The 14,648-nt window shown below is 39.7% G+C and carries 17 protein-coding genes; all 17 read right to left on the bottom strand.

Going from position 1 to position 14,648, the window contains the following annotated elements; translation table 11 throughout:
- Positions 1-19: 19 nt before the first annotated feature.
- Positions 20-874: a type IV secretion system protein gene (locus DQM45_RS03205; RefSeq protein WP_003085497.1), complete on the bottom strand. Its 855-nt coding sequence runs from the start codon at positions 872-874 to the stop codon at positions 20-22.
- A gap of 16 nt (positions 875-890) precedes the next feature.
- Entirely contained in the window at positions 891-1,133 is a 243-nt protein-coding gene (locus DQM45_RS03200; RefSeq protein ID WP_001072129.1) for a hypothetical protein, read from the bottom strand.
- A gap of 17 nt (positions 1,134-1,150) precedes the next feature.
- Positions 1,151-2,971: a VirD4-like conjugal transfer protein, CD1115 family gene (locus tag DQM45_RS03195; RefSeq protein WP_003086094.1), complete on the bottom strand. Its 1,821-nt coding sequence runs from the start codon at positions 2,969-2,971 to the stop codon at positions 1,151-1,153.
- Positions 2,971-3,459 carry a hypothetical protein gene (locus DQM45_RS03190; protein WP_003084600.1) on the bottom strand — a complete coding sequence of 163 codons (489 nt, stop codon included), beginning with the start codon at positions 3,457-3,459 and terminating at the stop codon, positions 2,971-2,973. Before DQM45_RS03190 ends, DQM45_RS03195 begins: the two co-directional genes overlap by 1 nt.
- Before the next feature lie 77 nt (positions 3,460-3,536).
- Positions 3,537-4,118 (bottom strand): CPBP family intramembrane glutamic endopeptidase, encoded by a 582-nt coding sequence (locus DQM45_RS03185; protein ID WP_003083858.1) that lies wholly within the window; start codon positions 4,116-4,118, stop codon positions 3,537-3,539.
- 2 nt (positions 4,119-4,120) lie between these two features.
- Complete coding sequence (locus DQM45_RS03180) at positions 4,121-4,354, bottom strand: hypothetical protein (RefSeq protein WP_003085021.1); 234 nt, start codon at positions 4,352-4,354, stop codon at positions 4,121-4,123.
- A 9-nt stretch (positions 4,355-4,363) separates the two neighbouring features.
- On the bottom strand, positions 4,364-4,747 hold the full coding sequence (locus DQM45_RS03175) for a thioredoxin domain-containing protein (protein WP_003082591.1): 384 nt from the start codon (positions 4,745-4,747) through the stop codon (positions 4,364-4,366).
- 9 nt (positions 4,748-4,756) lie between these two features.
- A complete protein-coding gene (locus DQM45_RS03170; protein WP_003082657.1) occupies positions 4,757-5,185 on the bottom strand; it encodes a hypothetical protein in 429 nt (142 codons plus the stop codon).
- Positions 5,169-6,524 (bottom strand): DNA (cytosine-5-)-methyltransferase, encoded by a 1,356-nt coding sequence (dcm, locus tag DQM45_RS03165; RefSeq protein ID WP_003084878.1) that lies wholly within the window; start codon positions 6,522-6,524, stop codon positions 5,169-5,171. The genes DQM45_RS03170 and dcm overlap by 17 nt, the downstream gene beginning before the upstream one ends.
- A 157-nt stretch (positions 6,525-6,681) precedes the next feature.
- Positions 6,682-7,506, bottom strand: coding sequence for a replication initiator protein A (locus tag DQM45_RS03160; protein ID WP_003085233.1), 825 nt, complete (start codon positions 7,504-7,506; stop codon positions 6,682-6,684).
- A complete protein-coding gene (locus DQM45_RS03155) occupies positions 7,503-7,676 on the bottom strand; it encodes a hypothetical protein (RefSeq protein WP_003084018.1) in 174 nt (57 codons plus the stop codon). The genes DQM45_RS03160 and DQM45_RS03155 overlap by 4 nt, the downstream gene beginning before the upstream one ends.
- A 210-nt stretch (positions 7,677-7,886) precedes the next feature.
- Positions 7,887-9,248, bottom strand: a complete 1,362-nt coding sequence (gene rlmD, locus DQM45_RS03150; protein WP_003085278.1) for a 23S rRNA (uracil(1939)-C(5))-methyltransferase RlmD — start codon at positions 9,246-9,248, stop codon at positions 7,887-7,889.
- Between the two features lie 71 nt (positions 9,249-9,319).
- A complete protein-coding gene (locus DQM45_RS03145) occupies positions 9,320-10,798 on the bottom strand; it encodes an LCP family protein (RefSeq protein WP_003083604.1) in 1,479 nt (492 codons plus the stop codon).
- 162 nt (positions 10,799-10,960) lie between these two features.
- Positions 10,961-11,452, bottom strand: coding sequence for a shikimate kinase (locus DQM45_RS03140; protein WP_003084920.1), 492 nt, complete (start codon positions 11,450-11,452; stop codon positions 10,961-10,963).
- Complete coding sequence (aroA, locus tag DQM45_RS03135) at positions 11,445-12,728, bottom strand: 3-phosphoshikimate 1-carboxyvinyltransferase (protein ID WP_003083407.1); 1,284 nt, start codon at positions 12,726-12,728, stop codon at positions 11,445-11,447. Before aroA ends, DQM45_RS03140 begins: the two co-directional genes overlap by 8 nt.
- A gap of 87 nt (positions 12,729-12,815) precedes the next feature.
- Complete coding sequence (locus tag DQM45_RS03130) at positions 12,816-13,775, bottom strand: YihY/virulence factor BrkB family protein (protein WP_003084482.1); 960 nt, start codon at positions 13,773-13,775, stop codon at positions 12,816-12,818.
- Position 13,776: 1 nt separating this feature from the next.
- Complete coding sequence (locus DQM45_RS03125; protein ID WP_003082554.1) at positions 13,777-14,637, bottom strand: methionyl aminopeptidase; 861 nt, start codon at positions 14,635-14,637, stop codon at positions 13,777-13,779.
- Positions 14,638-14,648 lie beyond the last annotated feature (11 nt).

Genomic DNA, 14,648 nt, shown 5'->3' with positions numbered 1-14,648 from the left:
ACGTCCTTCCCAATCCTCCTTACATGCCTAGGATACTTCTGGCAGTCCGTTGACTGCCCACCAAGGCAATGATTAACAAAATAGCCTGAACTAAGCCACCAAAGGCAGTCGCTAGCGTCTCCATCACTCCCGCACCATCTGAGAGTGCTAATTTTCCAGCAGATTCAAAGAGGGGAACAAGGGAAATAATTAAGAAAATCAAGACCCCTTGGAGAGCATAGACCATGATATTTTTCAGGTAGCCAATCCCAACGCTTCGCCAGTCATCACTGAGGAAAGTCGGAATTGTTAGGGGCGCAAATGGAATCATGAGATAAAGTTGGATAAAGCGAATGGTAATGAGGAGATTCACCACCATCACACTCACCAAACGAACCAACCATATCAGAATGGCAAAAAAGCCAACAATGAGTTTTCCAATAATTCCTGACCCTTTAAGTCCTGAAATGGTCTCATAAGTCGTTCCACCATGAGAAACGACACCAGCTACGCCTTCAATGATGTGAGAAGCAACGGCTAAGATGGCTTCTACAATAACGGTGGTGTTGGTAATGACCACAGCCACCATAATATAAGAGACAATCATAGGAGCAATAGCTTCAAAGGTCATGGCACCACCTGAGTTAGCGATTTTCTTAGCCATCTTCGAGAACTCAAGGACTAAAACGACTGCTAAAATAGCCACTCCCAAGGGCTGCATCACTCCTTTTGTGATCGCTGACATATAAGACCAAACGGTTGGGTTATAATCTGCAAGGGATTTGACCAAGTTGGCCGTCGATTCCAAGTCCACGTTAAAACCTTCAAATAGGCTATCGCTTGAAATTTTCTCCGAGGCTAGAAAGACAAAAGCTGAAGGTAATGTGTTGTTCATGTCATACCTAGCCCTCCTAAATGGTAATTTGGGTGATAAAGGCACCAGCGGCACCTACCATAACACCACCCACAATTTCTAAGATGGCATTGCGGACACCAGGTCCACCATCTTTGATATTGGTTGACAGGTTAATAATGCCCATGACGACAAGAAAGGCGCCTGTCGCAACCATTCCTTTTTGTAAGAGCGCCATGGCTTGGGCAAACATGGAACTAGCGTCCACGCCATAAACAAAGCCTGTAAATTTTTGGTTCATACGATTCCTCTTTTCTATTAGTGTAGTGTGCTTTCTGTGCTTAAATCCCTAACCTTGTGGTCTGAGGGTTCAAACGGAACTTCCTCTGTTTTGAGGGGGTCAATGTGGTAATGCCACCAACGTTCATCTGACTCCTTATCCGCTAAGTATTGCCAGTTCTTATGTTTCAAAGGAAAATACTTCTTTTCCTTAAAGACTGGAACCCCTGCAATTCTCACCAAGCACTCATCACGTTTCATGTTTCCGACTTCATCAGGGGTCATGAGATCCCTTGCGATTTTCTGATGAGACGTTGACCCAGACCCTGTTTGGCCATACGACCGACTGGTACTTCTCACATCAATGGTTTGTTTGCCTAAGAGACCACTCATGAACTTGAAGGTCTCTTCATCATTGCCTCCAAGATAAAGCAAGCTATCACAGTTTCCTAGAATGGTTTTCCAAGCGTCCTTCTCCTTATAAAGTCCTTGAAGTTGGGCAATGTTTTGAAGAATGGGTACGAGACTCATGTTCCGTGAGCGAACCGTTGAGGTTTGTTCCGCAAAGTCTGGAATTTCACCACAATTCGCAAACTCATCTAGGTAACTTCTGACATGGATAGGCAGTTGTCCCTTAAAGTCCACATCAGCTTGTCTGGTTAAGGTTGAAAAGACCGTGGAGAAAAAGAGGGCTGAAAGAAACCGAAAGGTGGTGTCATTATCTGGAATAACGAGATAAACCATGGTTTTCTGCATCCCCCATGTCTTTAAGTCCAAGGTATCACGTTTCGTTAAGTCAATGACAGATTGGATGTTAAAGAGGGCAAACTTAGCAGTCGTTACTGCAATCACCGAATCTAAGGTCTTATCCTTGTAGTTTTGGAAGTCTGCCCAGTTACGCATGGTGAAGTTTTCTGTCCCATATGTCTTCGCATAGGTCTCAAACATCACTTCTAAGACACTCTTATCTTGATTTTCTCCTTTGGATAAGAGCTTGATGAGTTTTCCAATTTCAGAAAAAGAGGGGTAACGCCCTCGCTTACGACGACTGTCTGCTTCTTCCTTGGTGCTACCTGGAGGATTGTAAAAATCCACCAAGTAAGAGGAAATGGCTCTGACTAAGGTCATGGAAGCTTCATCCCAAAAAGGATCACTGCGACTGCCATTGCCCTTAGTGTTATTGAAATAGACCGTAAGCATACGGTTCAAATCATTCTCCGTTTCCACATAACGAAAAGGATTAAAGCCATCTGAGTTAAGCATGTTTACAAGGTCTAAGACCTTGACCTGATAGCCATTTTCTAAAAAGAGCTTCCCTGTCTTTTCAGCTAAGTGATCCTTAGGGTCAACGACAATATTGGAACAGTTAAGCTGAATCAGATTGGGTTTGACTAAGCGAAAGGTCTTTCCTGCCCCTGATCCACCGATGACAACTAAGTTCTTGTTTCGGTCAAACTGTGGGACTTTCTTTTCTAACAGGGTTAGCCTAACGTTTCGTGACAAAATAGTGTCATTAAAGGGATTTTTACTGATAAAGGCTTTACGCTCACGGCTATTTCCAAAGCGAGCAGAGCCATATTCAGCCCCTTCTCGGTAAACCTTTTGACCAGTTGAGACATAAAGATAGACTAGGCCCATCGTCACAAATCCAAAGCAAAAGCCCAAAACTGATTTACCTGTAAAGTTGCCATTCCACAAGGGATTTAAGACCTGATTCTGTCCCTCTCCTAAGAGATAGGCAAGACGTTCCAAGGGTGGTTGATTAGGTAGACTATCGTAAAGCAAGACTAGCCGATGGCAGAAATAGCCAAGAGCAAGCCCTAAAATACCAAAGATAAAAACTTTTTTCCCTGAGACCATTAGAGAATGACCTCCTTTGTTTTCACAGCAGAGGCTTCTGACATCACAATCTGTTCCTTGGCTTGTGCGATTTCCTCATCAAGAGTTTTATCCATAGTTAGCCCTTTCATTTTTTCTGGATTGGAAACCAACTTCTGAAGCAACTCATCTAAGTGCTTGTCTAAGAGCGACTTATCCTTAGCATAGAAATGAAGGTAATCTCCTTGCCAACTAATGGCAATAGGAAGGTTTTCTGATTCCACCAATTCCTTGAATTTCTCGACATCAACTGGTTTATCCAAAATGTCTTTTGAGATATTCAGCGACTCAATGGCATATGGACTTTGAAGGAGTTCTTCTAACTTTTGAACCCCAATTTTATAAGCCGAGTCTTGTGCCAGGGCGTGTCTGGCTGACCACTCTAAGAGTTTGAGAAGGACCTTCACCGTAAACATAGCACTCCGTTCCGCATATTGAATCGCTTGGCGTTCCTGTTGTTCGGATGACATCATTTCCTCCTTTATGTGATTCCCTTATCAAAACAATAGGGTGCTTTCATGATACGAAAGCACCCTTGATTTTGGTATCACAATAAAGATAGGAAAAAGACAATTCCGTTCCAAGACAGGTGAATAAGTGTGGACGTCAAGCAGTCTGTTTGCCCTCTCACCACACCAAGTGTGAGACCTAAACTCCCATAAAGCACCCAAGTGAATAAACTAGAGGGGTGGTGGGCTAAGGCAAAGAGAAAACTCGTTAATAACACTTGAACAACTGGTTGAGGCAAGACTCCCCACAACACTTCTCGGTAAAAGACTTCTTCCACAACACTGGCATTAAGAAGAAAGAAAATAAAGGAGAGAATAGGAATCTGATTTTGAACAGTCACTAACGTTGCTTGGTTTGGTTCGCTTCCTGAAAATAGAGTACTCATGATAAGAGCCATACTTGCCATCACACCAAGACTACCACACATCCAAAGCCCTCTCTCCTTCAAGGATAGCTTTCTTTTAGGTATCTGGTACCTTTTCCAGCTCCACAATAGCAGGGCTAGAAACGTCACTTGTAAAACAGGTAACCATGCCCCATTTAGCCAACCAACCAAGTATAAACTCACAAGGAGGACATTGACATGAATGGCTCCGTACATCACTACTAGTTGTTTCATCGCTATCTCCTAAACAAGTCCTCATAGTCAATCTCTAAGACGCTCACTATTTTCTCCACCCATTTGCCTTGTGGCATGAGACGATGAGATTTGTAGTGACGAAAGGTTTGGTAGAGGCGCTTAAACTCACTAGGGTAGACGTATTGGCCCTTAAACATCTGTCGAGCAAGGTCAGCCCATGACAGTCCTTTTTCCATAACGATAATTTCCAAATTTTCCCAAAAACGATCGTTCATAACTCCTCCTTATGTCACCAGATCCTTAAAAAGATGTTCACGAAAGGAAACCACTTTTTGACTTCTCGGAAGAAAGGTCCTTGCTTCTTCTAAACTCATATCGGGATACACTTTGTTCTCACAAACAACAAGTGGGAGACGAAGATTCTGGTCAGGTTTCCGTAAAACCAACGACACTAACTCACTCAATTTCATCTCTCTATGACCTTTAAATCGTTGTAGCGAGGGGGATAAGAGCGTAAAACAATCACTGCTTTTGGTAAACAAGCCCAATAAGTCTTCACGTGACAGGTTACTTACTTCTTTACTGGAGTAGGAAATACCATGTGAGTCACAAAAAGATAGGAGTTTCTGATTCCGACTGGTATTTCGACTTAAATAGATTTCTAACATCGCTTCCTCCTACACAGATAGCTCCTTCTCTAATGCTTGAGTTGGTGGAGTAAACACCTTACTCATATTGATGGGTGACCGACCTTCACCAAAACTCTTTACTGTAATCAGTGTAGTCAATAAACCATCTTTTCCATTTGCCATATAATGTTGACCAAATGCCCTAAAGGCGAGATCGTTCTCATCCGTTAGATAAGTGTCAACACCATTTTTGATGTCTTGGGTTTCAATAAATTCAAAAATACGGTGTAAGTTGGACTCATGAGCTAACGGATAATTCATTTCTTTGTGGTAGTCATCTTCAAAAGTGACATCAATGTCACAATCATAATTGGGTAAAGAAGCAATCATTTCCGAAAATCTCTCTACTTCTGCTTGATGTATGGCTTCTTCTAGCTCCGTACAGTTCCTAATACTTTTACTATGTAATAATTTCATGTTTTTCTTCCTCTTCAATCTTTCTAAATTCTCTAGCAATGGCTTCAATAACAGTGACGGTCACGCTATTGCCTGCTTGTTTATACAACTGACTTTTACTTGAAACACTTTCTGCCCTCTCAAAAGCCCAGTCAGGAAATCCTTGTAACCTAAAACACTCTCTTGGGGTTAGGCGTCTGATTCTCAAACGATACAGTTTTCCCTCTAGGATTATTCCAGTCACTTCATACCACTTGTCCTTACGGTATTCCAAAGCAGCAACAACCACTCCCATATTGTCAGAAGTGGTTAAAGTATTTGAAATCCCCTTTCCCACTCGTCCTCTGCGTTTGTTAGACTCTGGGTAAGCAAGGTTGACAGAATCTCCCACTATTGCCTTGGCATAGCCTAATTTGGTCGCCTCCCTAATTTTCAAATGCGGTGCTTCTTCACGGCAAAGAATCTTAGGAACTTTATCCCCTCCTTGCATGGTTGTCAACGTTGGAGAAAGCCCTGAAAGGTCATAAACTCGTCCAGTCTGCACAAACGTTGTTGGTAAGGTTCCTGCGACAACTACACCATGTCGATCTTGGCTAGTTAAAGTAAACATTGGATCATCGTTCCCTTTAAAACGTCTCCCATGTTGGCGTTTTTCTAGCCTATCAGGGGTTAAAACTGGAATGGCAATTTTAGTTCCTTCACCTTTTCCTCTGGTTAAAGTTGGTGCTAGCCCACGTGATAAATAGACTTCTCCATTCATCCCTTTGCCTGACGGATTAATATTACCTAATCGTTCAAGACCAGCTGAGCTGTTTTCTCCTCTGAGAGGAAATAGGAATCGGGGACGGAATCTTCTAGAATGTCCGATAATAAAAATTCTTTCACGGTTTTGCGGCACTTGGAAATCTTTACTGTTAAGCACCTGCCATTCAACATCATACCCCAACTCATCCAATGTGGTGAGGATTGTTCGAAATGTCTCTCCCTTGTCGTGACTGAGTAAGCCCTTGACATTTTCGAGAAATAAAAAACGTGGTTGGATCTGTTTGGCCGCTCGAGCAACCTCGAAGAACAGAGTTCCCCTAGTATCCTCAAATCCCAATCGTCTGCCTGCGAGTGAAAATGCCTGGCAAGGGAATCCCCCACAGATGATGTCCACTTGCCCTCTAAGTTGTCTAAAGTCTTGGTCTGTAACTTGTCTAATATCATGAAATTCTATTTCTCCTTCGGTCTTATAGATGGCCTTGTAAGATTTCCTCGCAAACTTATCAATCTCACAAAAGCCAATACACTCATGGCCCTGACGGGTTAACCCCAGTCGAAAGCCTCCAATTCCTGCAAACAAATCTAAAAATTTCATGGTTCTCATTCCTTTCTGACAAAACTAAAAAGGACCTTACTTCTTGCGTAACGTCCTTGCTTAACAATGATCTTCCATTTCTGGGGCAGTGATAAGTTCAAAAATAAACCAAATCATTCCTAATCCCCAAATACCTAATAATATCCACCAAAACATCTTACTCACCCCCTTTTAGTTCTTTTAAGCGTTGGACCGTGGTCCATTCGGATAAGACGCCATTAAAGACGTATTCCGCTATCGTTTCTGTTCTGTCCGCAAACCTCATATTCTCTAAAGCGTACTGATAACGATGATCAAAATAAATCATGGCATAATCACTAGCGGCACGTGATAGACCAACTTGTCTCAACTGGTCATGAACCAGTCCCCAAATGTAATCTCTGTCATATCTTGTGACTTGCTCCACCTTACATTGAAAATAGTCATTGTCATTTTTCTTACTTGTTTGACTTTCTTTCTCCTCCTCGTCCTCAATGACTGACTCACTCTCTTTAGTTTCACTCATATCAGTCTCACTAACTTCAGTCTCACTAGTGGCTGAATTTAAGACCGGCCCCGGCTGATTTTGATACCCCCCTAGTGTTTTTTGAACACTACCCCCGTTTGAATTTAAGACGGGGGTAGGTTCATGTTCTAGCTCCCCTAAGTAAATCTTATTGGCCAAGCGTCCTTTTTCACTGGAAGACTGTTGGACTTCATCTATCAAGCCATACTCACGTAATGTTTTCTTAATCGTCAGTAATTTTGACTTGGAACAGCCAAGTAGTGCCATGAGTTTGGAGTTAGAATAGACCAAATAAATGGCCCCATCTTCATCTATCCACCCTCTACTTAATGACAATTCCAAACGGTCTTTTAGAACAGCATAAGCAACCTTAACCTCAAGTTTCATATCCTTGTAGCGCTCACTCTCAAATAAGAGTTTTGGGAGTTTATAGTAACGCTCTGACGTTTGATAATGATTTGCGGTGATACGTTTCATGATTGTCCCTCCAACACTAATAAACCGATATTTCCTAACTCATCAAATTGAATTAGCCCTGACTCTTCCATTTCAGCAACTATCCATGTCGCTTTCTCAATTTCGATTCCCATGATAGCCATGAGATGACACATCACAATTTGTCGTGATGACTGTTCATTCTTTTGCATGATTTTCCTCCTGAAAATAAAAAAGCGAGAACACTTATTAGAATGTTCTCGTTTAGTTAACCTATTACTGACGTATCTATTTTTTGTCTACGCAGTCGACATCCAAACAGACGTTCACATCAATGTACTTTTTTTGCACCTTTTTTATGTCAAAATCACTCTTTTCAATAAAGACAAAATGCTTGAAAAAGTGCTTAAAATAAAGGATTTTTACCCTTTGCTTCGTTGTAGCAACACTACGCACTCCACGTGGTGTGTATGTGGGAAAAGGTCTACTGGTTGTACTTTTTTGAGATCGTAGCCTAGTTCTTGGTAGAGCTTGATGTCACGCGCCATGGTAGCTGGGTTACATGATACATAGGTGATTTTCTTTGGCGCCATGGCTGCACTTGCTTTGATAAAGCTTTCTGTTAAGCCTTTACGAGGTGGATCAACTAGAATGACACTTGGCTTAATTCCTTCTTTGCTCCATTTTTCCATAGTTGCTTCTGCACTACCTATAACAAATTCAGCATTGTGGATACCATTTCGCTCAGCGTTTTTTCGAGCATCTTTGACTGCAGCTTCTATCACCTCGACACCATAAACTTTTTTAACCTTTTTAGCAAATGACAAGCCGATAGTACCGATTCCTGAATAAGCATCAATGACTACATCTTCAGCATTTAAATCTGAAAAATCAATAGCTACCTGGTAAAGTTTTTCAGCCATGACAGTGTTGACTTGGTAGAAGGACTGAGCAGAAACCATGTAGTCATTACCTAACATCCTGTCGGTGATGTGGTCTTGTCCGTAGAGTACTTTGAAGTCTTTACCAAAAATAGCATTACCATTTTGATCATTAACATTTTGCATAATGGAAACGACCTGTGGGAAAGCTTCGGTTATGAGCTGAACCATTTGCTCTACGCGAAAAACTTTTGGTCGGCTAGTGATAAAGACTAACATCATTTGGCCAGAATAATGGCCACGCCGGACAACTAAGTTTTTAATCAGGCCTGACTGATCTGCTTCATTATAAGGACTAACTTGGAAACGACGTAAGAGGTCACGAACGAAGAGAATCAGCTTATCTATTTCTTTATCTTGGATATAGAAGTCAGAGATAGGCAATAAATCATGAGAATTCTTTCTGAAAAAACCTGTTTCTAACTGTCCATTCACCCGTCTCACTGGGATTTGTGCTTTATTGCGATAGGCATAGGGCTGGTCCATACCAATGGTTGGTAATAATTCAACCTCTTTGATAGCAGCTGTTTTATAAAGATTATCTTTAACTTGCTTGGCTTTGAAAAGTAGTTGCTGTTCATAAGCTAGGTGTCCAAAGTCTGCGATACCAGTCCTCAAGTAAGCAGTGTCAAGGTCTTCATTTCGATACGAGGATTTTTCCAGATATTCTTCAACTTTACCAAAACCAATCTTTTTATTGAGCTTTAATACGCGCATGGTAATGCGTTCAGTTGGTAAAGCATTCTCCACAAAGAAGACAAAACCATCCACTTTGGCTATACCTGACCCTTGATGGCTTAAATCTTCAATTACTACTTCGACTAAATCATTTTTCTTTAACATTATTTTTCCTTTACTTTGAGGGGTTGGCACTAAAAAAGAGCAACCTTAGTTACTCTTCATTATAACATACTTTAACGTAATCCCATTTTTGATAATTTTTTCTGATATTTGGCAAAATCAATGTATAAAGCTTGACCACCATACATATCAAACTCATCCACCCAATCTCCTTGAGCTGGAATAGTGACATGTTCAACCTTTGCTCCGGAAGTGAGCGAAGTTAGTCCCTTTTGAAGGATAAAACCAGAAGGAACATTAGTTGAAGTCAAAGCATAAAGTTTTCCAATCGCTGCAGATCCTGTAAAGAGTTTAACTGGATCCTTGACTTGTGACATGACAGCTGTCATAACTTGCTGTTGTCTTACTGTTCGTCCATAATCGCCATCATCATCTTTTCGGAACCGAGCATAGTTAAGTAGCGTCCGACCGTCCATACGCTGTTCGCCAACTTTAATGGTCTGATCTGGTACAACTCCATTTTTCATCCTTAAATCATCTGGAACTTTAACGGAATTTACGGCTTCTCCAGAAATAGTTGCAAATTTTGCATTTATTTTAACACCATCAGGGAACAAGGTATCAATAGCCTCTGCAAAAGTTTCAAAGTCAACCATCATATAATATTTCACATCTATATCAAAATTGTGCTTTAAGGTCTTACGAACCATTTCAGCACCCTTATGGCCATCTTGCTCGCCAAAATTAAAAGAAGAATTCAACTTGAGGTCATATGAATCACTATTGTTATAACTATAACCTGGGATATTGACTAAGGTGTCACGCATAAAGCTAACCATCTTAACTTTTTTATCTTTATTACCAACATTAAGCACCATAATAGTATCTGTTCTGGCATCATCTGATTTTTGTGTAACCCGTTGATCTGAGCCTAGTATTAGGATATTGGTTCCGTTTTTAGTATCAACACCATTGAAGGTTTCTGTAACAGCAGGCTTATATTTGGCTTTATTAGTGGAAATATCAAAATAACCTTTTGCAAACATAAAAATGACACCCGCTATTAGCACCATCAAAATAAAGCCTAAAAACTTAAGATTTCGTTTTAACTTTCCTTTTTTCTTGGGCTTTTTATTTTTTTTGTTTCTACTAGTATCTAGATTTTCATAGGTTTGGTGTATAGAAGTTTCTGCTTCAAACATTTCGGGAGCTACTGCTTCTTCTCGCTTAAACCTTTGGTGACGTTTAGAACTACGAGACATGGAAGGCTTATCCGGATAAATAGGTAACCCACTTGGAAAGGTTTCCTCTGGTTGGTAAGCCTGATTATTATCAGTAGCATCCACACTTTGTGTCCCTTGATAATGGTCGGAAGCAGAAAAATCCCGAAAACGCTGGTTCTCAAAGGTTCTCTGCGTTTCAGGTTTGTAGGGATAAGAGGTGAATCTATCGGATATTGTAGCTTCCATTTTGGCTTTTAAATACCGGTACTCTCTCATCTCATTTTCACTTAGATAATTCAAATTCCTCAGTAAGTAAAAATACCTTAGTTCTTCGTGGTGACTTAAACCATTTTTTTCATCTCTTGCCATATTTATCTCATTTGCTTCAACTATATTTCTCTCTCAACTACTTCAGTAGTTTCTATTATAACTTAACTTATCCAACTTGTCTGTGAAAAATTCTTTTTTTAAGACTTAATTATGGCATTATTAATGCTTGTCATATCAGTTTCAAATATCATCATTTACTTACTAGATGCTATTAATAATACGCACAATTTCTTCAGGAGTTCTATTATCAACATTAATAATTAAATCAGAGAGGCCTTCATAAAGTGTCATCCGTCGCTCAAAAATACCATGAAAATCCTCTTTCGAATTATTTAAAAAGAGAGGTCGTTGAAAGACTTTATCCTTTTTAATCCGATCATACAGAACGTCAAAAGAAGCTGAAAGTAAAATATTATTTTTTCGATTTTGACGTAACAGTTCACGGTTTGATTGACTAATCACTACACCGCCTCCTGTTGAAATGATGTAGTCACCTTTCATACTCATCAATTCTGCTAGCAAAGCTGATTCAATTGCTCGAAATGCTGCTTCGCCTTGATGGTTAAAAAAATCCGAAATAGACATTCCAATCCGTTCTTCGATAATCATATCCATGTCTAAAAAACGCTTATCTAATAAGGAGCCAATTGTTGTTTTTCCTGCTCCCATGAATCCAAGTAATACCTTAGTCATCTTGTAATCTTTCTAAATCTGCGAAAAAATTAGGGTAACTAGTCGCAATAGCGTCTGCTCCTTTTAAAGTCATAGTCCCTTTTTTTACGAGCAGAGCAGCAATTGTAGCCATCATTCCAATACGATGATCCATTTGCGCATCTGCTTGACAAGCTACTAGCTCTTGACCACCTGTAATAATCATTCCATCAGCTTTTTCTTCAACTTGTGCACCCATTTTTTGGAGAATGTCAACAACAACTGTTATCCTGTTAGTCTCTTTTAGTCTTAGTTCGGCAGCGTCTTTAATAATCGTGTGTCCCTTTGCCTGTGTTGCTAAAAGAGCTATAATTGGAAGTTCATCTATTAATCGAGGAATTAAAGCTCCTGAAATTTCGGTACCTCTCAATTCAGAATAAGTAACTCTTAGATGAGCTGATTGATTCTTACTATCGTAATTTTCAATAGCGACTTGTCCTCCCATATTTTTGATAACATCTAAAATACCGGTTCTCGTTTCATTAATACCAACATTTTCCAGCCTAATATCTGATCCTGGTACAATTAATCCCGCTACTAGCCAAAAGGCTGCACTGGAAATGTCTCCTGCTACTTTAATTTTTTGTCCTCTTAAGGATTGGGGCCCCTTAATAGTTATTTCTTTCTCTGATTGTTGAATCTGGCCACCAAAAATCCTGATCATTTCTTCTGTATGATTACGTGTAATAGCCTTTTCAACTAGTTTGGTTTGTCCCCGAGTTTGTAAGGCTGCTAACAGAATAGCCGATTTTACTTGTGCTGAAGCCACGGGTAAATGATAAGTAATAGCTTTAAGATGTGTTTTTCCTTTTACGGTAATAGGAGGTTGCTTAGCATAGCCTTGGCCTGAAATCTCAGCTCCCATTAATTCTAGCGGAACAGCAACGCGATCCATTGGTCGCTTGCTCAGACTAGCATCACCTTTTAGGGTTACAGTCCAATCTTGAGCAGCTATAACCCCACACAAAAGTCGCATGGATGTCCCTGAATTTCCCATTTCAAGGGTATTTTGAGGAGTTTTAAGCCCTGAAAAACCTTGTCCATGAACAATAACTTTTTGACCTCTCTCTTCTATTAAAACTCCCATTTGTCGAAAAGCTGAGATAGTTGCATTAACATCATGACTCTTTAAAAGTCCTTCAATCTCTGTAATTCCTTCTGCAATTGCTCCAAAAATGATTGCTCGATGACTAATGGATTTGTCACCAGGCATTGTTAAGCACCCTCGTAAAGGTCTAGAATCTGTTTTGAGTTTCATGCTTTCTCCTTGTCCAATCCTTAACATTCTATCATATCTATTTTGGAAGTTCTAGCATAAAAAGGTTAGAAAGAATAAGCTATCTTTCTAACCTTTAGTTTTATCTTTGTTTTCTTTATCTACTTTTTTCTTCCCGAAAACACGCTCCATAATAGAAGCCACATTGCCCCTTCTACCAACCAACTTACCTTGGTCTAATTCTTGATAGGTAGCATTACAGATAGCACCGAAAATCAAAATCCGAGCTAAAAAGATGAACCATAGCATGATAATGAAAATCATGATAGACCCAAACATTTTGATATCTACCATTCGTTCAACACTATGCACAACATAGTTGGCAAGCATGTTACTCATAAATGTCATAACAAAGGCTGTCAAGAAAGTACCGGGTAATATGTAACGGATTTTACGTATTTTAACGTTTGGAAGGAGAAAATACAAAACCATAATACCAATAAAAATTATAACAATGGTAATGGGTTGAATCAGTAGTAAAAATAGAGAAGTAATATTATCACTTAAATGATAGTGTTTGTCTATGACTTGAATAGCTGCCTTTGAAAAGGTTGAAAAAATCAAGACAAATGTTAATAGAAAGAGAATAAAAACACTGATTAAAAGACCAATGATATGACTCACCAAAAAATCACGATGCTGGGAGGCCCCATAAGCTTTATTAATAGCCTTTTGCAAGGATGTCAAACTTCGTGACATTGTCCATAAACCAGCTACGGTGGCCATTCCCAAAATACTACCAGCAGGCTTTGAAAATATATTAGTGACAATAGATGCAGCTGGTTTATAAATATCAACTGGCAAACTTTGCTTCATCAAATTTAGTAAATCAGAAATATCAATATTTAAATAGGGAAAAATATTAGCTGCAATAATAATGAGAGGAAAAACCGTTAAAATAAGGTAATAGGCTACAGCAATTGAAGACAAATCCATCTCTGCACTGGCAAAATGTTTCATAAAAGCTTGAACAGGTTCATACTGCCATTTTTCCATTAATCTGGTAAAAAGGTTTTTATTCTTTTCCATTTTAGTAGGTTCTTTCTTCTCCTTGGCTAGTTAGGATAACCGGGCCATCTTTGGTAATAACAAATTGATGTTCATATTGACAAGATAGACCTCCGTCTAAGGTTTTATGAGCCCAACCAGTTTTCATATCTGTATCAATTTCCCAGGTACCTGTATTAATCATTGGTTCTATAGTTAGTACCATACCTTCTTTTAAGCGTAAACCACGCCCAGCCGTACCAAAATTTGGTACCATTGGTTCTTCATGCATCGTTGGTCCTACACCATGTCCTACTAAATCACGGACAACACCATAACCATGACTTTCAGCATAAGCTTGGATAGCAGCTCCTATATCACCAATACGATTACCAACTTGAGCCTTTTCAATGCCAATATACATAGCTTCTTTTGTGACATCCATTAATTGTTGGACTTCTTCGGATGGTTTACCCACAGCATACGCCCAACACGAGTCTGCTAAACCGCCATTATAAGGCTGAGTCACTGTTTTCATTTGAGCAACATTATTAAAGTCTAGTGATGCCACATCAATAACTGTTTTGTCCAGAGGCATACTAAGCACCATATCAACTTTGAGCAAATCACCATCTTTTAAAATATAGTGTCTTGGAAAAGCGTGAGCTACTTCATCATTTAGAGAACAACAGGTTGCGTAGGGATAATCCATCATATGACCATCAACGCCAATCTGTAAAGGCAGAACATTTTCTTCTTTACAGCGTTTGCGGACATATTCTTCAACTTCCCACATATCAACACCAGGTTTAATGATTTGCCGTAGGCCAATATGTATACTTGCTAAGAAATCGCCCGCAATGTCCATTGCCTCGATTTCTCGTGCAGATTTTAATGTTATCATTTATTAAATCT

Source organism: Streptococcus porcinus (genome assembly GCF_900475415.1).
Classification (GTDB): Bacteria; Bacillota; Bacilli; order Lactobacillales; family Streptococcaceae; genus Streptococcus; species Streptococcus porcinus.
This window is presented reverse-complemented; position numbering and strand designations above follow the sequence as displayed.